The 22,198-nt window shown below is 66.8% G+C and carries 20 protein-coding genes and 1 riboswitch; of the genes, 5 read left to right on the plus strand and 15 right to left on the minus strand.

All coding sequences use genetic code 11. The features are described from left to right. Nucleotides 1-20 precede the first annotated feature (20 nt). The 7 genes from QW845_RS19870 to QW845_RS19900 form a co-directional block, all read right to left on the minus strand. Nucleotides 21-1,190: a TAXI family TRAP transporter solute-binding subunit gene (locus QW845_RS19870; protein WP_315803240.1), complete on the minus strand. Its 1,170-nt coding sequence runs from the start codon at nt 1,188-1,190 to the stop codon at nt 21-23. Nucleotides 1,191-1,540: 350 nt separating this feature from the next. After that, nucleotides 1,541-3,772, minus strand: coding sequence for a tetratricopeptide repeat protein (locus QW845_RS19875; protein WP_315803241.1), 2,232 nt, complete (start codon nt 3,770-3,772; stop codon nt 1,541-1,543). 1,009 nt (nt 3,773-4,781) lie between these two features. Further along, entirely contained in the window at nt 4,782-6,209 is a 1,428-nt protein-coding gene (locus tag QW845_RS19880) for a hypothetical protein (protein ID WP_315803242.1), read from the minus strand. Nucleotides 6,210-6,592: 383 nt separating this feature from the next. Continuing rightward, nucleotides 6,593-7,276, minus strand: a complete 684-nt coding sequence (locus tag QW845_RS19885) for a hypothetical protein (RefSeq protein ID WP_315803243.1) — start codon at nt 7,274-7,276, stop codon at nt 6,593-6,595. Nucleotides 7,277-7,494: 218 nt separating this feature from the next. Further along, nucleotides 7,495-7,788, minus strand: a complete 294-nt coding sequence (locus QW845_RS19890; RefSeq protein WP_315803244.1) for a DUF1330 domain-containing protein — start codon at nt 7,786-7,788, stop codon at nt 7,495-7,497. A gap of 190 nt (nt 7,789-7,978) precedes the next feature. Then, a complete protein-coding gene (locus QW845_RS19895) occupies nt 7,979-8,188 on the minus strand; it encodes a 4-oxalocrotonate tautomerase family protein (RefSeq protein WP_315803245.1) in 210 nt (69 codons plus the stop codon). A 56-nt stretch (nt 8,189-8,244) separates the two neighbouring features. Continuing rightward, nucleotides 8,245-8,985, minus strand: coding sequence for an SDR family oxidoreductase (locus QW845_RS19900; protein ID WP_315803246.1), 741 nt, complete (start codon nt 8,983-8,985; stop codon nt 8,245-8,247). A 103-nt stretch (nt 8,986-9,088) separates the two neighbouring features. On the opposite strand from QW845_RS19900, the gene QW845_RS19905 reads away from it, so the two are divergent. Continuing rightward, entirely contained in the window at nt 9,089-9,982 is an 894-nt protein-coding gene (locus QW845_RS19905; protein WP_315803247.1) for a LysR family transcriptional regulator, read from the plus strand. Between the two features lie 287 nt (nt 9,983-10,269). Here QW845_RS19905 and QW845_RS19910 read toward each other — a convergent pair whose 3' ends face one another. The 6 genes from QW845_RS19910 to QW845_RS19935 form a co-directional block, all read right to left on the minus strand. Next, nucleotides 10,270-10,566 carry a copper-binding protein gene (locus QW845_RS19910; protein WP_315803248.1) on the minus strand — a complete coding sequence of 99 codons (297 nt, stop codon included), beginning with the start codon at nt 10,564-10,566 and terminating at the stop codon, nt 10,270-10,272. Nucleotides 10,567-10,698: 132 nt separating this feature from the next. Beyond that, nucleotides 10,699-11,160, minus strand: coding sequence for a cupredoxin family protein (locus tag QW845_RS19915; RefSeq protein ID WP_315803249.1), 462 nt, complete (start codon nt 11,158-11,160; stop codon nt 10,699-10,701). A 43-nt stretch (nt 11,161-11,203) separates the two neighbouring features. After that, a complete protein-coding gene (locus QW845_RS19920; RefSeq protein ID WP_315803250.1) occupies nt 11,204-12,538 on the minus strand; it encodes a copper oxidase in 1,335 nt (444 codons plus the stop codon). Between the two features lie 13 nt (nt 12,539-12,551). Further along, entirely contained in the window at nt 12,552-13,964 is a 1,413-nt protein-coding gene (locus QW845_RS19925) for a TolC family protein (protein WP_315803251.1), read from the minus strand. Between the two features lie 10 nt (nt 13,965-13,974). Then, nucleotides 13,975-14,265, minus strand: a complete 291-nt coding sequence (locus QW845_RS19930; protein ID WP_315803252.1) for a hypothetical protein — start codon at nt 14,263-14,265, stop codon at nt 13,975-13,977. A gap of 70 nt (nt 14,266-14,335) precedes the next feature. Beyond that, complete coding sequence (locus tag QW845_RS19935) at nt 14,336-14,800, minus strand: hypothetical protein (RefSeq protein WP_315803253.1); 465 nt, start codon at nt 14,798-14,800, stop codon at nt 14,336-14,338. A gap of 167 nt (nt 14,801-14,967) precedes the next feature. On the opposite strand from QW845_RS19935, the gene QW845_RS19940 reads away from it, so the two are divergent. Together QW845_RS19940 and QW845_RS19945 are read left to right on the plus strand one after the other, a co-directional pair. Then, complete coding sequence (locus QW845_RS19940) at nt 14,968-16,206, plus strand: MFS transporter (protein WP_315803254.1); 1,239 nt, start codon at nt 14,968-14,970, stop codon at nt 16,204-16,206. Nucleotides 16,207-16,517: 311 nt separating this feature from the next. Beyond that, the gene (locus tag QW845_RS19945; protein ID WP_315803255.1) at nt 16,518-17,834 is read left to right on the plus strand and encodes a TAXI family TRAP transporter solute-binding subunit; all 1,317 of its coding nucleotides are present in this window, start codon (nt 16,518-16,520) and stop codon (nt 17,832-17,834) included. Nucleotides 17,835-17,853: 19 nt separating this feature from the next. On the opposite strand, the gene proC is transcribed toward QW845_RS19945, so the two are convergent. Together proC and QW845_RS19955 are read right to left on the minus strand one after the other, a co-directional pair. Beyond that, nucleotides 17,854-18,681, minus strand: a complete 828-nt coding sequence (proC, locus tag QW845_RS19950) for a pyrroline-5-carboxylate reductase (protein WP_315803256.1) — start codon at nt 18,679-18,681, stop codon at nt 17,854-17,856. A gap of 163 nt (nt 18,682-18,844) precedes the next feature. Further along, nucleotides 18,845-19,345 (minus strand): YbjN domain-containing protein, encoded by a 501-nt coding sequence (locus QW845_RS19955; protein ID WP_315714059.1) that lies wholly within the window; start codon nt 19,343-19,345, stop codon nt 18,845-18,847. Between the two features lie 394 nt (nt 19,346-19,739). Then, nucleotides 19,740-19,933: riboswitch (FMN riboswitch) on the plus strand. A gap of 77 nt (nt 19,934-20,010) precedes the next feature. Between QW845_RS19955 and QW845_RS19960 the strand changes: the two genes are divergently transcribed. Continuing rightward, the gene (locus QW845_RS19960; protein ID WP_315803257.1) at nt 20,011-20,616 is read left to right on the plus strand and encodes a 6,7-dimethyl-8-ribityllumazine synthase; all 606 of its coding nucleotides are present in this window, start codon (nt 20,011-20,013) and stop codon (nt 20,614-20,616) included. A gap of 296 nt (nt 20,617-20,912) precedes the next feature. Next, entirely contained in the window at nt 20,913-22,121 is a 1,209-nt protein-coding gene (locus QW845_RS19965; protein WP_315803258.1) for an MHYT domain-containing protein, read from the plus strand. Nucleotides 22,122-22,198: the final 77 nt, after the last annotated feature.

Raw genomic sequence — 22,198 nt, forward strand, 5'->3', positions numbered from 1 at the left:
CGACGCCACCACCAGCAGCGCTATCGCGCCGGCTGGCTGCCGTCCCGTTTCATCCAGTCGCGGAACTGCTCGAACAGGACCCTGGTCTCGTCCTCGCTCATCCGCCGGCCGCCGGTCGGCGCCCGCGTGCTCATCCACGCGTCGAACTGCTGCTTGACGGCGGCGCCGTCGGCCTGCGGCGGGCGCGTGCTGGCCAGGAGCTCCTCGGCGGCGCGGAAGCGCGTCCAGCCGGGCAGCGAGGAGGCGAGGTTGATCTCGTTCCATTTCGGGTGGAACGGCGGTTGCTTGAACTGGTCGAACCGCTTGAACAGATAGTCGACGAAGCGCGCGACGCGGCGGTAGCGTTCGGTCTCCGGCGGCCAGTTGTAGACCGCCAGCACCTGCGGCACGCCGATCGTCTCGACGCTCTCGCCGGGCTTGAGCAGATTGGGATAGTCCTGCGAGGTCAGCTTGGTCGGCACGTAGTAGTCCTGCAGGCTGCGCGCGAACGGAATCGGCAGGAAGTGGAAGCCCGGCTCGGGCTTGAACTTGGTGAACAGATCGGTCGGCTTGCCGGTGACGTGGACGACGCCGGCGATCTCGCCGCTGCGCATCTTCTCCAGCGCCACCGAATTGTTGATGAACACCTTCTCCGCGCCGATCTTGAGCCGGTCGAACACGATGCCGCCGGTGAGGTTGGCGGCGCTGCCCACGGTGTTGAAGGAGACCTTCTTGCCGGCGAGATCCTCCAGCGTCCTGATCTCCGGGCGGACATAGACATGCATCTCGTTGATGTAGAACGAGCAGATGTAGCGGATCCGGCTCTTGATGTTGGCGAGCGTGCCGTTGCGGACGAACTCGTCGAGCACGTCGGCCGAGGTGATCGTGACGTCGACGCCGCGCAGATAGAGCAGGTCCTCGATGTTCCCCAGCGCGCCGTAGGTCACCATCGGCAGCACGCGCAGGTTCGGCCGGTCGTCGAGCACCTTGGCCATCTCGGCGGCGAAGCGGATGTTGGTGCCTTCGAGCAGGCCGCCGGCGATGCCGACCGTCCATTCGTTGGACTCCTGCAGCTTGCCGCCTTCGCCGGCCGCGACGGCCGTCGCCGCCGCCGGCCTTCCGGTCCGCGCCGTCTGTGCCATGGCTGGCAGCAAAGGTGCCGCCAGACTCAATCCCGCCGCAACGACGCAACTCAACACCGCGACCCGCATGCCCCAAATTCCTCCGTTGCCGGCCACACGGCGATCGTGAGGCACGGCCGATTTTCGCGCATTATCTCCTTGGTTGACGAATGAGGTCTACTACTCGCCGGTTGGTCGCAGCCGGGTCTGCTGCGAGGCGCATCATCGCCACCAAAAAGCCATAGGCTTGATTGCGCCTCGGTCTGGACGGAGAAACGCCGCGGTATCAGTCCGCGAGTCGTCGCCTGATCGCACCCGGCCGAAATGGCACAGTGGAAACCGGTGCAGCTTGCGGTTGTGGGGCCGTTTGTCGCTGGACGTTCGTGCGGCGGAGCTTCCCGGCCTGCTGCGAGATGCCGACCTCGGCGATGCCGGCGCGATCAGGCGCCGGTCTTGCCGGCCTTGGCGCAATAGTCCCGCCAGAACTGCCGGTAGCCGGCCTCGACGCAGCGCGTGTAGTTGGCGACGTCGCCGGCCGGCGAGCGCGCGACCAGGCCGGGCAGCTCGGGCCGCAGCTTTGCCAGCAGCTCGGGCTGCGCGGCAAAGCGCTTGGCGATCCGGATGTAGCCGTCGTCATCGCCGGCGACCCAGTCGGCGAGGCCGGCCGCGGTCAGGATGCCGCCCGCGGCGCGCGATGCCGCGCCGGCGCCGAGCTTGGCGACGACCGGCACGCCCATGTAGAGCGATTCGAACGTCGAGATGCCGCCGTTCTGCGGGAACGGATCGAGCGAGATGTCGATGCGCTCGTAGGATTTGAGATGCTCGATTCGCTCGCTGGCGCCGAGGCAGAGGATGCGCGCCTCGGGCACGCCCTGGGCGACGAAGCGGGCGAGCAGCCCGTCGCGCACCGCGGGATCGTTCAGCGCGAGATGCTTGATGACGAGCTTCGCGTCCGGGATCTCGGCGAGCAGCCGTGCCCACAGCGCGATCGCCGCGTCCGAGATCTTGTCGATGCGGTTGTAGACGCCGAAGGTGACGTGGCCGTTCGTCAGCATCGGCAGCGGCGACGGCGGAACGTCGCGCACCGGATCGATCGTGATCACCGAGGGCAGGTCGTGGACGTGCTCGGCGAACAGCGGCCGGACGCTCTCGGGCACCGTGACCGGATCGGCGAAGAAGTAGTCCATCGTGGCGAGGCCGGTGCCGGTGCCGCTGCCCCAGGCCGTGACCTGGATCGGCGCCGGCTTGCGCGCGAACACCGGCATGCGCGTGCCCGTGGTGTAGCCGGAGAGATCGACCAGGATGTCGACGCCGTCGGCCTGGATGCGGTCGGCCAGCTCGTCGTCGGAGAGGCTGGAGGCCTCGACCCAGACGTCGGCAATCGACTGGAACGTCGCGGTGTAGGAATCGTGCCGCGGCGAGGTCGAGTAGCAGTTGACCTGGACCTGCGTCTTGTCGTGGCCGCGCAGCACGGGCAGGAAGGCGAAGGCCGCCGAATGCATGCGGAAATCGGCCGAGACGTAGCCGACGACAATGCGCCTGTCGGGATCGAGCGAGCGCGGCGCAAGCTTGCGGCGGGGGAATTTCGAGCCGACCGCCATCCACCAATATTGCCGCGCCGCCTGCTGGACGGCGAAATCGGCGCCGGGCAGGAAGTCGAGATAGAAGATCTTCTTGGTGATCGCCTCGTCATAGTCGGGCTGCACCGCGAGCGCCTGGTCGAATTGCGCGATGGCGCCGGTGACGTCGCCGAGCCGGCCGCGGCAGGCGCCGAGCAGGGTGAGCGCGACCTGCGCCTTCGGATTGGTGTCGAGCACGCGCTTGCAGGCGGCCATCGCCTGCGCGACGTTGCCGTTGAGGATGCAGATCTGCGCCTTGCCCTGCCATCCGATCTGCAGATGAGGATCGAGCGTCACGGCGGCATCGAAATCGGCCTCGGCTTCCGCCGTGCGGCCGGAGATCATGTAGAGCCGGCCGCGATGCGCCCGCAGCTCGGCATGGGCCGGGCGTGCGGCCAGCGCCGCATTCAAGGTCGCTTCCGCCAGCTCGTAATGGTGCAACTCGAGATGCGCGAGACCCTTGTTGACCGTGGCCTCGAAATGGTTCGGATTGAACGCCAGCGCGCGCTCGGCGCTGGCGGCGGCGGCGTCCCAGCGCCGCAGCATCAGCTCGGCGACGCTGCGATTGCACCAGGCGTCGACGTCGTCGGGCTTGAGCTCGAGGGCGCGTGTCGCGGCGGCGAGCGAGGCCTCGCCCTGTCCGAGCCGCAGCAGCGCGATGGCGTGGTTGCGCAGGGTGATCGGCGCGTTCGGCCGCAGCGCCAGTGATCGCTCCAGCGCGGCGCGCGCCTCCGCGTAGCGCTCGCAATTGATCAGCGCCCAGCCGAGATTGGACTGCGCGTCGGCGGAATTCGGCTCCATCGCCACGGCCTGGGTCAGGAAGGCGGTGGCCTCGGCGAAGCGCGCCGACGACACCAGCGACACGCCGAGCAGATGCATCGCATCGAAGCAGCCGGGGACTTCCTGCAGCAGCTGCGCGCACAGCGCCTGCGTCTCCGCCTGGCGCCCGGCCTGGAACGCCTTGTACGCCGCCGCCAACTGCGTCTCGACGAGCTTCTTCTGCTTCTTTTCCTGCCGTGCCCTCTGGAAGGCGCGCGAACCGACGGTGCTCAAGGACTTGGGTCTCCGGACAGACAGGACGGCAGGGCGTCGGATGCAGCGACGCGCTGCGGCCGGCGACCGGGCCGCCGCCATGCCCGGCGGCAGCAAAGCCCAGGATGTCCTGTGGTCGTCCGGTCGCCGGCCACGCGCAGGCGCGACGCGGCAAAGCTTGCCCGCGCCATGGTTAGCAAATGGTTAACGCCGGCGGCCGGAGCGCCGCGCGGGTCTCATCGGGACAGGGTTGCCGAGCGCGCGTCTGCATTGATCGCCTTTCTGTTTCAACGGACGCAGACTTGCCTTCCCGCGGCGCATGGCGCCCGGGCTGTGCATCACGTCCGCCCTCGAATCACAGGAGGGCGCAGGGAAGGCCGAGCGCTGGCCGCGCCCGTGGCCCGCCTGCGAAAAAAATGCAGGCGGCAGGTACCACAGGTCTGGCCGAGCACGCCCGGCCCTCCCTGCGCAACGGTTGGAACGGCTTATACGTGGTCTCCCTGGTGCACCGGGCTTGTTGGCCACCATGTGCGACAACGCGCTTGCGCACGCCGCCGCGGGACACCAGCATCGGGGTGTCAGGACCGCACGATTTCGCCGTGCGCAACGAACCGTTCGCCCGCGCGACATGAAGCCACGCTGCGATTCATTGCGCCCATCGCATCCCACCTCCCACGTCTCGTGACGGTCGCGACACGCCCCTCCGGCGGAAGCAGGACGGGAAGAGATATACATGATTTCGGAAAAAATGAAAGAAGAATCTTTGGGCGGAGCCCTCCGCAACTCCATTCTCGTCGTCCAGGCGAGCGTCGTGCTACACGGGAGATTATCGGATGCCGGCTTCGTCGGTTGGTCGATTGAGGCGAACTACGGATCACGACGTCGCGCGGAATTGGATCGCTATGGCTCGTGCAGCAGCATTGGCATTCTTTGTCGCAATCGCGTCCCGCATGGCCCAGGCGGAAACGTCCGGTGGGTGTGGTGCGCCGCGGGCCGTCGATGATGGCTGGCCGGTGTCCGAGCCGCAGGCTCAAGGGCTCGATGCGGTGTCGGTCTGCGCCCGTGTGACTTCGCCGGCACAAGTAATCGGCCGGCTCGCGCCCTGACTGGCTTCGATCGATTTTAGTTCTTTTCGCGAGCGGACGAGTAGTTGCTTGGTTTGCCTGTTCCGAATAATTACGTAGTCCGTCGTGAATGCGATTATTTGCCATTCCTTTTCATCGTACCGCGCATCCTCAAACTGCAGCGCCCGCGCAGGCGAACTCGTGGCTGGCTCATTGAGGCGCTGGATTTCGCGAATTGCACCGGCAAGCGTAGCAGCAAAGCTGAAGTAAAAGATGCTCAATGCCATATAGGACTTTAGGGGATTTTCAAATACAGAAACGCTTCGGCCTATCACGAGCGCCCCAACATATACGAGCGCACCAAGTGCGGAAAGGTCGTCGATGTAGCCCAGGCGGAAGTACGCAAGTGCTGCGGCAATAAACGCCGAGATACCTGTGAAATGGTAACCAATTCTAACTACCTTCGATTGAGCGGAATTGGTGTGAAGTTCGGATTGTTGAACGGAATACGAGTGCACGGTGGCAATCGAGGCATAGGCGGAAATTGCCGCCAGAATGCCGCCGATTAAAACCTGCCCGGTCAGATTGAGACTCGTAGTCAAGTAGTCAGAAATCCCGAAGTAGTTTTGGAACGGAAAGCCGAAATAGGCGCCGAGAATGAAAATTCGGACGTATCCCAAAAACAGGAGAAGCGCGCCACAGAGCGTAGCGAGTGCTGTCAAATCCGAGAGCGTGAAGTCGATCTTAAGGTAATTGGCTCGCGCGAAGCTGAGTTTTAGTCCTCTAACCATCTCCGCGTAAAACCTCCGAACGACGCTTGCCTTGGTTTGGTCGTTCAAAGGCTTCGGCAGTTGGTTGAAACGCACCGTTGATCGCCAGTATTCCACACTGGGCGGTTCTTTCCCCTGCACCTCCAGTTTTTCGATTTCCTTCGAAGCGGTGAAGCATGCATAATTAAAGAGGTTCGCGTACTTCTCAAAGATCGGCGCGAGATCGTGTTCAGCTGCAAAAGTTCGCGCGCGTAGTTCGTCCGGTTTCTTGCCGTCGCGCGTTAACCAAACTACGTAGGGAAACCGGAGCAGCAGTTGTTCGAAGCTGCTAAACTCGCCGCGAGCATAAACCGCCCTTCTGAGATAATAGTCAGTCGCGTTGTTGATCTCGCCGGCGAGCGGCGCTTCCATGTCAATCAGTTTGCCCTTGGCAATAAGGGTCCAGCATTCAACGAAACATGACACTTGGCAGTCAGAGAGAATGCGCTGGAAGTACGCCCGGCGCCGTCTAATAGCTACGAAGAGCAGCCAAATAAGCGGCGTGAGGACGACAACAAAGATGCGAACAGTATTCAGCCGCCGTAGTCTTTCGGCCCACGCCTTACGATCCAAAAGCGAGCGCATCGACATTTTTGCACTATGGCTCGTGTGTCACCGCAGCGCTATCGTCGCTTACAGCGTCATCAGCAGTGTAGCTGATTCTACCTTGCATCCGCAGCGTGTGTTCGTCGCGTGAGGACCCGATTCCGGTCTCGCCGCGGCCGGTATCCACACAAGATTTAGCGGCCTTCAGATCCTTGGCGCGTCGGGACAGAAGGAGACGTCTTAGGCAATTGATATTATTCATATATCTGCGCCATGTCCATTCCCCGACGGGGAGAGGTGAACTGAAATCGCGGCACGCGCTTCGATTCAACAAGAACGCATCACGCTTTAGGCTGCGTAGGGCGGATCAGCGCAGCGTGATCCGCCGTGCTCGTGCAAGGCGCTCAATGGCCTATCGACATTCAGCGGCTGACCGACGCGTCTGCCGCCGCTGCAGGTTGGGGCGGTGAAGCCGCCGGTGCCGATTGAGCCGGTGCCGCCGACGAGCCCATGCTGATCTCGCCGTTCGGGCGCTTGAGCTGCCAGCCTTGCGCCATCCGCGTCAGGTCGGTCGGCGCCTCCTTGTTGGCTTCACCTGATGCCTGCAGCCGCACGCGGCTATCGCCGATCCAGGTGTCGACCTCGTACTGTTCGAGACCTTCGGGCTTGTAGCTCCATTCCAGCCGCGGCGTGTCGCCGTATGAAAACATGCCAATCCGATAGTCGATGCCGCAATTGCCATCGTCGCGCGGATCGATGGTGATGAAGCGCTTGCCGGTCGGCGACAGAAAGGGGCCGCTGCCGATGTTGAGTTCGGCGCCTGTGCGCCGGTCGACCAGCATCACGTAGGAGCACTCATAGGGCGTGACCAGTACGATGTAGTGCCGGTCGCCGACATGGCCGACCAGCCGGTAGCTGATGCAGGCGGCTTCAGGCCCCTCGGGCTCGCACTCCCTGGCATCGGTGATGACCTTGGTCTTGCCGTTGGCGAGCGCGAGTGTCAGCTTGCGGCCGTCACGCCGGGCGATGGCGGGCTGCTCCTTCAGACAGGCGCTCTCCTCCGGCGCTCCATCGCGGATTTCGAGCGGCCGACACAGCGTACGCACGTCAAAGAATCCCGCGCCCGCGATCGCGGCGCGGGGCATGAGCGACGGCAGTGCGACGGCGATGCCAAGTGCCAGCACCGCGAGCGTCCGAAAAGAAGCGAGTTGCATCTGAGATATTTGGTGCACGCGGCGGGTGGCCCTGTCCTGCGACGGAGGAGCGATCCGTTGCACGCGCTCTCATATGGATCAAGCGCGAGGTGAAGGCGTGCAATGCGCGTTCACTCGGTGCACCCATCGACCAGCAACAACCGGCTGGTCGTGGTGCGGTGCCGGATCGCGAACAGGTCCTGGATCTCCGGATCAACGAGAAAGTCGGTGGCGTTCTGGCGCGACGGGAATTCCAGGATCACGATGCGCTCTGGCATCCAGCCGCCTTCGACCGGGGTGGGCACCGCGCCCTGGGCGATGTAGCGGCCGCCATGCCTCGCGATGAAGGCGGGGATTTTCTCCATGTAGGTCTTGAACGCCGGGAAGTCGTGAACGGCGAGATCGAGGACGAGATAGGCTTTCATGGCATGCTCCGCGGGACGCGGCGCATCATACGATCGGAATAGCGGCGCAACCATCTCCGGCGGACAGGTCGGTGTGCGCTTCGTCTGCCGCGATTCCCGAGCATTCATGTCGGTGAGAGGGCGGATGATGCTGGTGCTCATCCGCCTTGCTGGCCGCCCGGCGCGGGCCGGGCGTGCGGCCACGAGCTGCTCACGTCGCGCGATAGGCCTGCGGGATGACGAACACCTCGTCGGCGCGGCCGTAGCCGCCATCGGGCACCTCCTCGATCAGTACCATCGTGTGAGGGCGCGCGGCCTCGCTGAAATAATCGACGAACAGCGCGGTCACGCGATGCACGATCTCTTCCTTCTGCGCCTTTGTCAGCGCGGCCTGCGGCACCTTGATGTTGGCGAACGGCATGGGAGACTCCTCTGGTATTGGGCCGGCATCGGCCGGCGGGTGAAAACGGCGCGGCGTCAGATCACGCCGCCATTGACGCGCACGACCTGGCCGTTGACCCAGCCGGCCTCCGGGCTCGTCAGGAACGCCACCACGTCGGCGATCTCGCGCGGCTGTCCGAAGCGGCCGAACGGGTTCGCGGCCGCCATCGCGCGCAGTTGCTCGTCGGTCTTGCCGTTCAGGAACATTTCGGTCTCGGTCGGGCCGGGTGCCACCGCGTTGACCGTGACGCCGCGCCGCGCCAGCTCCTTGGCGAGCACGTGGGTCATCGCCTCCGTCGCGGCCTTGGTCGCGGCATAGGCGCCGTAGCGCGGCTGATACAGCCCGACCACGCTGGAGGAGAAATTGACGATGCGGCCGTCGTCGCGAAGCCGCCGCGCCGCCTCGCGCAGGGTGCGGAACACGCCTGCGACATTCACCTCGAACTGGCGCGCGAAATCGGCGTCGCTCAGCTCCGCGAAGGCGCCGAGCACCATGGTGCCGGCATTGTTGACCAGGATGTCGACGCCGCCGAACGCCTGCTCGGCGGCATCGAACAGCGCCGCCGCGCTGGCGGGATCGGCGATATCGGCCTGCACGGCGCGCGCGCGGCCGCCGGCCGCTTCGATCCGTTGCACCATCTGCGCCGCGGCCTGCCCGGCCCGGGCATAGTTGATGACGACCGCGACGCCGTCAGCGGCGAGGCGTTCGGCGATGGCCGCGCCGATGCCGCGCGAGCCTCCGGTGACGATCGCGACCTGGGTTGACGTGTTGGGCATGGTCGGTCTCCCTCGTTTCAATGCGAGAGGACATAGCTGATCGCTCGGTCCGTATAATCGCCGGTAGCTTGACATCAGATGTCGGCATGGGCGAACAATCGCCATGGATCGCCTGGATGCCGTGCGTCTGTTCGTTCGCGTCGTCGAGCGCCGGAGCTTCACGGCCGCGGCGGCCGATCTCGGCCTGCCGCGCTCGACCGCGAGCGAGGTGCTGAAGGAGCTCGAAGCGCGGCTCGGCGTCCGGCTGATCGAGCGCACCACGCGCCACGTCACCCCAACGTTGGACGGCGAGGACTATTACCGGCGCTGGATCGGCATTCTCGCCGACATCGAGGAGGCCGAAAGCGCGCTGCGCGACGCGAGCCCGCGCGGCCTGCTGCGGATTGACGCCCACCCGCTGCTCACGCGGACCTTCCTGCTGCCGCACCTGCCGGCGCTTCTCGCCGCGCATCCGCAGCTCGACCTGCGCATCGGCCAGGGTGACCGCCTGGTCGATCTGGTGCGCGAGGGCGTCGATTGCGTCATCCGCTCCGGCGAGCCGGAGGCGAGCGGCATGGTCCAGCGCCGGCTCGGCACGATCGAGGAGATCACCGTCGCCAGTCCGGCCTATCTGCGGGCGCACGGCACGCCGGCGAGTCCCGACGATCTCGACGGCCATCGCATGGTCGGCTTCATCTCGTCGCGGACCGGCGAGGTGCTGCCGCTCGAATTCACCTGCGACGGCCGGCTGCGCCATGTGGTGCTGCCGAGCCGGGTCACGGTCAACAATTCCGACACGATGAGGGACCTCGCCCGGCTCGGCCTCGGACTGGTGCAGGCGCCGCGCTATCGCTTTGCGCCGGATCTGGCCGACGGCAGCCTGGTCGAGATTCTCAGCGACTGTCCGCCGTCGCCGATGCCGCTGCACGCGCTCTATCCGCAGAACCGGCAGATGACCTTGCGGCTGCGCGTGTTCCTCGACTGGATCGTCGGCATTCTCGGACGGGCCAAGCTGTAGGAGTCCCGTAGGGCGGCTCGCGTAGAGCGGATCAGCACAGCGTGATCCGCCGCGCCTCCGCGTGCGCGGCGGAATGGCGGATGACGGCGACGCTCGTTCGCTTGCTGCTGTGCGATCTCACCGCGCGCAGCAGCCTCCACTCGCTGTCATTCCGGGGCAATCGTCAATGCGCAGCGCGAAGCGGCTGAGATTCCGGGTTCAAGGCCTGCGGCCTTGCCCCGGAATGACGATGGTTGTGGCGCAATAGGACCGATACGTCCCGCGATCCTTGCCGCGCGCAGCAGTTCCTACTTGCTCTTCTCGATCTTCGTCACGGTGTAGCCCGAGGAGTCCTCGACGGCCTCGAACTTCACTTTGTCGCCGACTTTGACCGTACCGAGCAGAGCGGGGTCCTTGACGCCATAGACCATGGTCATCGGCTCGGTCATGCCGAGGCTCTTGGCCGGGCCGTGCTTCAGCGTGACCTTGCCGGCGGCGGTGTCGATCTTCTTGACCTCCCCGCTGATCATGTCGGCGGCGAAGGCGGGGGCAACAAGCGCAAGGGCCAGCACGGCGGCGGTCGTGAGCTGAGGGAGTGTCTTCATGGTGTCGTTCCTTCTGCGAGATTGATCTCGATGGGTAGGGCGGATCAGCGAAGCGTGATCCGCCGCGTTTCTCATTCCCGTGGGCGGTCCGGGGCGGATTACGCTTCGCTAGTCCGCCCTACGAACTAGGCGTCACTTGACGGTCACGTGGCCGGTCATGCCGAACTCGCGGTGGTCGGGGATCAGGCAGGAATATTCGAACGTTCCCGGCTTGGTGAACCGCCACAGCAGCTCGGCGGTCTTGTTCGGCGCGAGCCGGGTGCCGTTGGGCTCGTCGTGCTCCATGTGCGGATGCTTCTTCATCACGGCGGCGTGCTTCAGGTTCTCGGCCTTGGTGGCGAGCAGGAACTCGTGATCCTCCTTGCCGGTATTGCGCAGCACGAAGCGGATCTGCTCGCCGCGCTTCACCTCGATGCGCGCCGGCGTGAACTCCATCTCGCTCAGCAGCACCTCGATGGTGCGCGACGGCTGCTTGGGATCGCCCGGCTCGCCGGCGGAATAGCCGCGCGATCCGTGCGCCTCATGGGCACGGGCCGGTGCGGCGATGATCATGGCGGTGGCCAGCGCCGCGCTGATCGCGATCGGAATCTTCATTCGTAGTCTCCAGTTCGTTGTGTGGCGTTTAGTGCATCTGTCGTCAGCGTTGTGTTCGGATCTGCGTCGCGGCACTCCCGGTTCGTGGTGGCGGCTCCGGCGCGCTCGCGACCTCATAGGCCACGGTGCCCTTGGGGAACTGATAAGGGCCGGGATCGCGGTAGTCGTCGCGGGCGAGGCCCTCGCGCACCTTCACGACCGTGAACATGCCGCCCATCTCGATGGGGCCGAACTGGCCGCTGCCGGTCATCATCGGCAGCGTGTTGTCGGGGGCCGGCATCTCCATGCTGCCCATCGCCATGCCGGTGTTGCCCATCACCATGCCGTCGGGCGCGAGCTTGCCGACCGCGGCGGCCAGCTCCTTGCGCGGCACGCCGATCAGGTTGCGCATGTCATGGCCCATCGCATTCATGGTGTGGTGCGACTTGTGGCAGTGGAACGCCCAATCGCCGGGATTGTCGGCGGTGAAGTCGAGCACGCGCACCGCGCCGACCGGCACGTCGGTCGTCGTCTCAGGCAATTGCGCCGTTTCCGGAAGCCAGCCGCCGTCGGTGCCGATCACCTTGAACTTGTGGCCGTGCAGATGGATCGGATGGTTGGTCATGGTGAGATTGCCGATGCGGACGCGGACGCGATCGCCGAGCCGCACCGGCAACGGGTCGATGCCCGGAAACACCCGCGCATTCCAGGTCCACATGTTGAAGTCGGTCATCTCGTTGACCTTCGGCAGATAGCTGCCGGGCTCGATGCGGTAGGTCGACATCACGAACACGAAGTCGCGGTCGACCGGAGGCGGCACATGGTCGCGCGGATGCACCACGATCATGCCCATCATGCCCATCGCCATCTGCACCATCTCGTCGGCGTGCGGGTGGTACATGAAGGTGCCGGCATGCTTCATCTCGAACTCGTAGACGAAGGTCTTGCCGGGCTTGATGTGCGGCTGCGTCAGGCCGCCGACGCCGTCCATGCCGCAGGGCAGGATGACGCCGTGCCAGTGCACGGTGGTGTATTCCGGCAATTTATTGGTGACGAAGATGCGGAGCTTGTCGCCCTCGACCGCCTCGATGGTCGGACCCGGCGACTGGCCGTTGTAGCCCCACAGATGCGTGGTCATGCCAGGCGCGAACTCGCGCGTGACCGGCTCGGCGACGAGATGGAATTCCTTCCAGTCGCCGTTCATGCGGAACGGCAGCGACCAGCCGTTGAGCGTCACCACCGGCTGATAGTCCGGGCCGGCGCTGGGATGCAGCGGCGGCTGCATCACCGCCTTGTCCATGGTCGGCGCCTCCGGAATGGAAGCAGCCTGGACGCGGCCGGAGACGGCGGAGGCGCCGGCCAGCGCCGCGGAGCCGAGCAGGGTTCGGCGTGACAACATGATGGCTCTCCTCTCAGTCGTTGCTTGGCGCGAGCGCGCTCGCGGTCTGCTGTGTCGTGTCCTCGCCGCCGGTGCCGCCGCCATTGACCGCGGCGGACAGCTCGGCGTCGGCGAGGAAGAAGTCCCTGACCGCATCGATCGCGGCCCGGCGCGACGCCAGCCGCTGCCGCGCCTCGAGCAGCAGGGCGAAGATGTCGACCTGCATGCTGGAGTAGCGCAGTTGCATCTCCTCGCTGATGATCCGGCGCAGCGGCAGCACCTCGCGGGCGTAGTGGCCGGCGATGTCGAAGGCCGCGCGGTAGCTGCGATAGGCGTCGCGCGCCTCGGAACGGACGGTGACGGCGCGCTCGGTGAGACGGTTGAAGGCGATGTTGTAGCTCTCCGCCGCCTGCCGCACCCGCACCTCGCCGCCGTCGAAGATCGGGATCTGGAACTGCACGTCGTAGCCGCGCTCGCGGATGACGCGGCCGTCCGGCTCGACGGTCTTGCGGTCGACGCCGGCGAGGTCGAGCAGCGTGACGAAGCGCGTGGCGTCGGTGAGCTGCAGCGAGGCTGCGAGCGCCGTGAGCTCGAGGCGGGCGATCTGCAGATCGATGCGATGGCCGACGGCATCGGCCTCGACGAAGGGCTGGCTCAGCGGGCGGCGCGGCAGCGCGGGCAGCCGGTCGGGCAGGCGGAAAGCGAGATCGTCGCCCCACAGGCCCATCAGCCGAATCAGCCGCTCGCGCGCGCTTCCCGCCGCGCGGCGCGCGGTGGCGAGCTCGGCGGTGGTCTCGGCATAGAACACCTGCTCGCGCGCCTGATCGAGCCGGTTGAGCGCGCCGGTCTCGCCGAGCTTCGAGGCGAGCTTCGCGGTCGCCTCCGCGGCCGATTGCGCCTCGACCAGCAGCGCCACCAACTCGTTGGCGGCGACGGCGCGCACATGCGCGCGGCGCACCTCCGCGGCGAGCCGCAGTGTCGCCAGCGCCGCCTTCAACTGGGCCTGGCGAAAGCGCTCGCGCGCGATCTCCGAGCGCAGCGGCAAGGTGGCGAGCGCCAGGATGTCGCCGGCGACCTGGCGCTCGGCCTCCAGCGCGCCGTCGCCGCTGATGCGCATCAGGGAGAAGGTCGGGTTCGGCGGCAGGCTGGCCTCGACCATGTCAGCCTCGCTGAGCGCGAGCGCGTTGTAGGCGGCCTGCAGGCCCTTGTTGTTGAACAGCGCGACCTGCACGGCGGCATCGGCCGACAACGGCCGGGCGAGCAGGCGGCGCGTCGCGGCGCGGACGCGCTCGGCGTCGTCATCGCTTCTGACGGATGCGATCTCCTTGCCGGTGGTATGGCCGGTGATGTCCGCGACGACGCTCATGCCGCCGTCCGGCGAGAACGAGGCACAGCCTGCGAGCGCGAGTGCTGCGGCGAGCGCCGCGAGCCTGATGATCCCCTGCATGCGGCGCTCCCTAGCGGCTCGGCTCAGGGCGCGGTGCGCCGGGGTCGGTGCGCTGGCCCCAGGCGGCCGGCGCGGCCGGTCGCAGCGGCGAGTAGGGTCCGACGACGCCCGACACGCGCACGGGCGCAGCGGCCGCCGCCGGATCGGCCGGATCAGCCCCGGCCAATGCGACCGTGCGCGGCTGGCAGGCGGCGAGGCTCGTCGCGGCAAGCAGTGTCAATGCGCTGGCGACGATGGAGAATGGCAGGATGCGCCGCGCCGGACATGCGGCAGCGGGCGTCGCCATGGATTGCGACAACATGAGGTATCCTTGGTCTGTCGATGAATCGCGAGCGGCCGCGCCACCTGGGCGCGAAGCCGGCGTTTTTCGCTCAGACCAGGACGATGGGGGGGCGATACAGGCGCTGCGGAGTGCGACCGGGCAGGCCTTCGTCGCGCGGCGTCACGCTGGTGGCGGCGAGCGAGGCGGGGAGGGCGACCGCCGGCAGCGCGGCAGCCAGACCCACCGCGCACATCATGGCGCAGCAGGGGCCTGGCATCTTGTCATGATCGTGGTGCGACGGCGCGGGAGCTGGAGCATGCATCGCGGCGTCCGCGACAGGGTGATCGTGATGATGGGCGTGCGCCGCCATGGTCTGCGGCATCGCCGTCATGACCATCTCGTGGCGAGCCGCGTCATGAGGGGAGACCACAGCGGCAACGACGGGCTCGTCGAGACAGGGCGCCCCACTGCCGAGCGCAAGCGCCACACCCGGGCTGACCACGCAGACGATGTAGGCCAGGACGAGCAACCGTCCTGCCACCAGCAGCATCTTCCGGGTCAGTCCCAACGACATCCGCGCAAATCTCTCCAATCCCGCGCAACGTAATGACAAAGTGTCGCGCCGCCAAGAGGGCCGAACCCTGACCGCGCAGGTCCCTCCTGTTGCGCTGCTTCTGCATGCCCAATGCCGCAGCAATGTGGCTTGACCTGATGCGGTGCGGCAACGAAGTTGCAGGCATCGTGCACGGACCCCAGACAAGATTCGAGGAAGCGCCTCACTTCATTCCGGACTCGCGCCAGGCTTGGGCGCGGCTGGCGCTTGCGCTCGTCATCGGCTCCATCGGCGGCGCCGGGATGTGGACGGTGGTGGTCGTGCTGCCGGTCGTGCAGGCCGAGTTCGCCGCCAGCCGCGGCGCCGTCTCGCTGGCCTATACGCTGACGATGTTCGGCTTCGGCCTCGGCGGCGTCATCGTCGGCCGCATCACCGACCGCTTCGGCATCGTCACCGCGATGGCGCTCAGCATCGCGACGACCGCCGCGGCCTATCTGCTCGCCGGTGCGTCGGTGACGCTGTGGCAGTTTCAGGCGGTGTATTTCCTGATCGGGCTCGGCTCGTCCGTCACATTCGCGCCGCTGATGGCGGAGGCGTCGCACTGGTTCGTGCGCTATCGCGGCCTCGCCGTCACCATCGTCGCCTCCGGCAACTACGTCGCCGGCACGGTGTGGCCGCCGCTGGTGAATTGGGGCGTGCAGCAGATCGGCTGGCGCGCCAGCCATGTCGCGCTCGGCGTCTTCTGCGCGGTGACGATGAGCGCGCTGCTGCTGGTGCTGCGCGCCCGCATGGACGGTGCCGGCGCGCAGAACCATGCCGGCGCGGCGCCGCCGCAACTGGAGCTGCCGATCTCCACCAATGCGCTGACTGTGCTGCTCAGCATCGCCGCGATCGCCTGCTGCGTGGCGATGGCGATGCCGCAGGTGCACATCGTCGCCTATTGCGGCGATCTCGGCTACGGCGTCGCCGTCGGCGCGCAGATGCTGTCCTTGATGATGGCGCTCGGCATCGTCAGCCGGATCGGCTCCGGCTTTCTCGCCGATCGCATCGGCGGCATGCGCACGCTCCTGATCGGCTCGCTGGCGCAGGGTTTTGCGCTTCTGTTCTATCTGTTCTTCGACGGCCTGACGTCGCTCTATCTGATCTCGGGCATGTTCGGCCTGTTCCAGGGCGGCATCGTGCCGAGCTATGCGATCATCGTGCGCGAGGCGATGCCGGCGCGCGAGGCCGCCACGCGGGTCGGCATCATCATCTTCGCCTCGGTGTTCGGCATGTCGTTCGGCGGCTGGGTCTCGGGCGTCATCTTCGACGCCACGGGGTCCTATTCAGCGGCCTTCGCCAACGGCATCGCGTGGAATGGCCTGAACCTCGCGATCGTCGTGACGCTGCTGATCCTGGCGCGGCGGCAACACCGGCTGGCGGCCTGAAAACAAGAGGCGTTGCACGAGAGCCACAGCCGGAGTCCGATATCCGGTTTATATGCACGTCGTCATACAAAATCCCGGCGACTGCCGCAAATCCATCGAATCACCTCCCGCAACTATCGACCTCGATCGGAGCCGATCGTGGCCATTTGGCCTCGGGCGCGCTCCGCATCGCGAGGTTGGTTGTCGCGAGGTCTCAGCCGAGGCCGCGGTCGCCCGTCGCATGCCTGACGCAGGCAGGCCTCGAGGTGAATGCTCCGGACCGGTCGAGAACGCTGCGGCGGCATCGCGATGGTGCAGGAGGCCGTTGCGCTATGTCCATCGTCTCGAAGGCAGCTTCGCAAGTCGCGCTCGCCGCGCTCGCAGCCGGACTCATGATGAGCCAGGTGTCCGCGCAGGCGTGGCCGCAGCTCCAACAACAACCGCCGCAGCCGCCGCGCCCGGCAGCGACCCGCTCCATCATCGTGCCGGTGGCGCCGGCCGCCCGGCCGAACGGCGCGCCCGTGATTCCGGCGCCGCCACGTCCCGCCGGCCTGCCGGCGTCGCTGTCGCCCGCGCCCGGCAGCGGGCCGGACGTGTGGCGGCTGCCCAACCCGACCGACGTCAACGACGGCACCGTCACCATCATCACGGCGCCGGCCGGCGGCGCCACCTCCGTGTTCGGCTCGGACATGGCGCGCGTCCTCGACGACCAGACCAACGTCCGCGTTCTGCCGGTGCTCGGCAAAGGACCGGTGCGCAACGTCTCCGATATTCTATTCCTGAAGAGCATCGACATGGGCGCGGTCGCCGCCGACGTGCCCGAATTCTACCGCCTGCAATACGGCATCCCCGACATCACCTCGCAGCTCCGCTACATCGCGCGGCTCTATCACAACGAGATCCATGTCATCGCGCGGTCCTCGATCCGCTCGATCTTCGATCTGAACGGCAAGCGCATCATCGCGCCGACCGATGTCGGCTTCTATTCCGCGCGCGTGATCTTCCACCGTCTCGGCCTCACGGCGTCGTTCGACTACGCGACCGACGACGCCAAATCGATCCAGAAGCTGATCGATGGCGACGCCGACGCCTACATCGTCTCCACCGGCAAGGTGTTCCAGCTCGCCCGCAACATCAGGAACGACAACCGCGCGCTGCACCTTGTGACGATCCCCTACGACCGCCGGCTGCAGGACCTCTATCTGCCGACGACATTGTCCTCCGAGGAATATCCGAACCTGCTCAACCCCGGCGAGACGATCGAGACGGTGGCGATCGGCATGCTGCTCGTCAGCTACAATTGGCCGGAGCATACCGAGCGCTACCGCAAGGTGGCGCGCTTCGTCGACGCGTTCTTCGCCAACTACGACGAGTTCATGAAGCCGCCGCGGCATCCGAAATGGCGGGAGTCGAGCATCGTCGCCGCCATCCCGAACTGGAAGCGGTTCAAGGCCGCGGAAGACTGGCTGCTGGCGCACAACATGGTGCCGCGGCCGCAGGTCGCCGACGTGCAGCAGACCCAGTTCGAAAGCTTCGTGCGCCAGAGCGGCGGACAGCTGTCGAACGATCCAACCGAGCGCAGTGCCCTGTTCCGCCAGTTCCTGCAATGGCGCCAGCAGCATGGCGGGCCGCCGACGCCGTCGCGCTGAGCTGTCAGCTCGCCGTTGTCTATTTCGCGAGCTCTTTCGAGCGCGCCGTGGCCGCGGCGACCGCCTTGGTCAGCAGCGGCTGGAATCCGTCGGCTGCCATCAGCACCGACAGCGCCGCGGCGGTGGTGCCGCCGGGCGAGGTGACGTTCTGGCGCAGCGTGGCGGACGGCAGGTCCGACTGGCGCAGCAGCTCGCCGGCGCCCGACACGGTGTGGCGCGCGAGCGTCGTCGCCAGGGGCTCGGGCAGGCCGGCGGCGACGCCGGCGCGGGCGAGCTCCTCGGCGAGCAGGAACACATAGGCGGGACCCGAGCCGGACACGGCGGTCACCGCGTCCATCAGCGCCTCCTCGTCGACCCATTCCACCGCGCCGGTGGCGCGCAGCAATGCGTCGGTGAGCGCACGCTGCGCGGCGCTGACATTGCCGGCGGGCACAGCCACCGTGATGCCGCGGCCGATCGCGGCCGGCGTGTTCGGCATCGCGCGCACAACGGCGCCGCCGACGGCCCGCTGCAGGCTCGCAATCGTCGTGCCGGCCATGATCGACAGCACCAGCGTCCCGTCGCCAACCCACGGCTTCAGCGCCGGAGCGGCGTCAGGAAACATCTGCGGCTTGACGGCGACGATGACGACCTCGGCCGGCGCGCTGCTGGCCGGATTGAGCCGCACGCCCTTGGCGACGAGCGCGGTGATCTCGGCCGAGGGCATCGGCTCGATGATGACGACGCGCTTCGGATCGAGCCCGCCGGCTAGCCAGCCGGCCAGCATCGCGCCGCCCATCTTGCCGGCGCCGGCCAGCACGATAGTGCCGGTGAGCTGATGAAGCAGGTTGTTGTCCGCTGATGTCACGACGAACTCCACTGTCGTCCCGGCGAACGCCGGGACCCATAACCACCGGCGGTTCTAGTGGGGCGAGGGCAGAGCGACAAGCGTCTCGGCTCACACATGCATCACGCGGTATGGGTCCCGGCGTTCGCCGGGACGACACCGAGTGTGTCGAGGCCACGGCGGCTTACGCCTCGCCTTCCGTATCGAACAGCGCGGCGGCCATGGCCTCCTGGGTCGACTTGCCGGCCCAGACCACGAACTGGAAGGCCGGGAAATAGCGCTCGCAGGCGTGGATGGCGCCGGCCAGCATGCTCTCGCATTGCAGTCCCGACGCGGTGATGCCGCCCGGCAGCACCAGGGCCTGACGGTGCATCACCATGCCGGTGTGGGTCCAGATGTCGAAATGGCCGAGCCAGAGCTGCTCGTTGATCGCTGCGATCAGCCGCTGCACCTCGGCGCGGCGGGCCTCGGGAATCTTCATGTCGAAGGCACAGGCCAGATGCAGCGCCTCGATCTCCGCCATCCACGTGAAGGAGAGCTGGTAGTCGGTCCACTGGCCCTTGGAGGCGATCGTGATCTCGTCCTCGCCGGAGCGCTCGAACATCCAGTTGTTGTCGGCCGCAATGGTCTCGACCACGCTCAGCGGATGATCGGCGGAATCGATAGTGCTTTCGAGCAGGGACATGCCGTCTCGACCTCGTCTTCTTGATCTCGTTGGTACATACGCGGCGACCCGGCCCACGCCCTCGCGGCGCTTCGAGACCCGGCTTGCAGTCCCGGAGGTAACCCGGGCGTGCGAGGACAAACTGATGTGATTTGCGGAATCTGCGCAACGGGGGGGCGAGTCCGTCCACAGCCAAACACCGCTTCGTCCACAACTCCTGTCCGGCCTGTGGAATCATCGCCGAATGAGAACAAAACGGAATCGGATTCGCCGCAGCCGCTCCGTCCGGGCCGATCCGGCCGTGGGAACGGCCGCGGGCGACTGCATGGCCGCCCGTCGCGGACTGCGGGCGTGAGGCCTTGCCGCAGCCGCCGGCCGCCTGCATAGTTCGTTCAGGCCGTCCATCCCGGGCGGCCGATGTTCTCAGGGCGGGGCGAAATTCCCCACCGGCGGTAAGCGTTCCCGGTCGAGCGCGAGCCCGCGAGCGCCTTCTCGGCAAGGCTCGGTCTGGAGAATTCTGTTCTCCGGAACGCGCCGCGCAGAGAAGGGTCAGCAGATTCGGTGCGATTCCGAAGCCGACGGTCACAGTCCGGATGAAAGAGAACGGGTCCCGGCACCCCGCGCATGTCAGCGTGGGGGCGTCGTCGTTCCGTATGCCCTGATTCTGGTCTCTGACGAGGATAACCATGAATCAGATGTTGCAAGACGCGCCTACCGATACTCCCACCGACACCCTCACCGCAGCCACGTCGCCGCCGGCGGACATGCCGGCCGCGTCGCCGCCCGACGAGTCGCCACCGGCGCCGTCGCATCCGCGCTTCAGCAAGCCGCAGCGCATCGCCTTCGTGCAATCGGCCTGGCATCGCGACGTCGTCGCCGAATGCCGGGTGGCGTTCCTCGACGAGATCGAAGCACGGAATATCCCGCGCGACCGCGTCGACATCTTCGAGGTGCCGGGCTCGTTCGAGATCCCGCTGCATGCGCAGTTGCTGGCCAAGACGCGGCGCTACACCGCGATCGTCGCGGCCGGTCTCGTCGTCGACGGCGGCATCTACCGCCACGAGTTCGTCGCCGACACCGTCATCAAGGCGCTGATGGACGTTCAATTGCGCACCGAGGTGCCGGTGTTCTCCGCGGTGCTGACGCCGCAGCAATTCCACGAGACGCAGGCGCATTTCGAGTTCTTCCGCAAGCACTTTGCGACCAAGGGCATCGAGGTGGCGACCGCCTGTGCCGAGACCTTGCTGAGCCTGGAGCGGCTGCGCGGCCAGGTCGCGGCGGGGATCATCTGAGGCTGACGACGTGTGGCCGGTTGACGCCGGCCACACCTGATTCGACGTTCGAACTCAGCTCTCACCGCGACGGCAGTCGGCTCCCCTCCCCGCAAGGGGGAGGGGGGCCCACCGCCGTTGCGGTAAGAGTCCCGCATCTCACAGTCGCGGAAGGGTCGCTAGGCGCTCAGCGCTCACGCAACCCCAGCGACATCACGCCCCCTCCCGCTCCCCGCCTTGTGTTGTCAATTTCCTCGCCGCACCTGTAAAACATCCGCGGGAGGAGGCTGGCCCGTGGCGACGGGCGGCCGGCAAGGATGATCGAAGGATACGATCCTTATCTCGTCGCGCTCTCGGTCGTGATCGCGAGCCTGGGTGGCTATACCGGTTTCAGTCTCACCGCGCGCATCCGCAGCGGGCCGGGAGAGAACGCGCGCGTGCTGCTGTCCGGCGCCGCCGGCATTCTGGCCGTGGGCATCTGGACCATGCATTTCGTGGGCATGATGGCGGCGCCGCTGCCGGCCGATGCCGTCTATCTGGTGCTGCCGACCATCATCTCGTTCCTGATCTGCGCGCTCGTGATCGGCATCTCGCTGTTCTTCGTCAGCATCGGCGATCCCTCGCCCCGGCGCGTCGTCCCTTCCGCGCTGCTGCTCGGCGCCGGCATCGCCAGCATGCATTATGTCGGCATGCACGGCCTGTCCGGCTCGTTCGGGCTGACGCATGATCCGGCGCTGGTGGCGCTGTCGGTGGCGATTGCGATCGGCGCCGCCTATGGCGGCCTGCGCATCTTCCTGGCGCGGCAGGACGGGCTGCGGCTCGCCATCAGCGCGGTTGCGTTCGGCATCGCCGTGTCCGGCATGCATTACACGGCGATGCTGGGAATGCATGTCGTGCCGATGGGCGAGGGACATCATCACGCCGCACCAGGACTTGCTGCGTCGCCGCAAGCGCTCGCGATCGTCGTCGCCGTGCTGTGCTTCGTCATCGCCGCCGGATTTTTGCTGTCGCTGGTGCCGGACCCGCGCCGTCAATCGCAGCCGATGCCGGCCGTTGCCGAGGCTGCGCCGCAATTGGCGTCGGAACCGGCCGCGACGGCGGCCGAGCCGGTGGTCGAGGTCGCCGCCATGAGCCGGGCAACGGCGGCGCCGCTGGGGGGCATCGGCCAGCCGCCACGCGCGACCGCGGCGCGATTGCCGCTGGAGGGCGCCAACGGCACCCATTTCATCGACGCCGGGGACGTGCGCAGCGTGCGCGCCGATGCGCACTACACCCGGATCCACGACGGCACCCGCGAGCGGATGTGCCCCTGGTCGATCTCCGAGGCTGAGGCGCAGCTCGATCCCGGCCGCTTCATCCGCGTGCACCGCAGCCACATCGTCGCGATCGAGCATGTGATCTACGTCGGCCGGGAAGGCGAGGGCGCGATCATCGAGCTCGATGGCCCCTCGAAGCCGCGCGTGCCGGTGAGCCGCGCCAAGGTCGCCGAGGTCAAGGCGCGGCTCGGGCTGCGGCGGCCGGCCTGAGCTCAGCGTTCATTTCGCTGCCGCAACAGAGCGCCGCCGTTCTCCGCAACGCATCCAACACCGCGCGCGCGTCTTGC

Origin of the sequence: Bradyrhizobium sp. SZCCHNS3002 (genome assembly GCF_032377435.1) — a bacterium.
GTDB lineage: Bacteria > Pseudomonadota > Alphaproteobacteria > Rhizobiales > Xanthobacteraceae > Bradyrhizobium.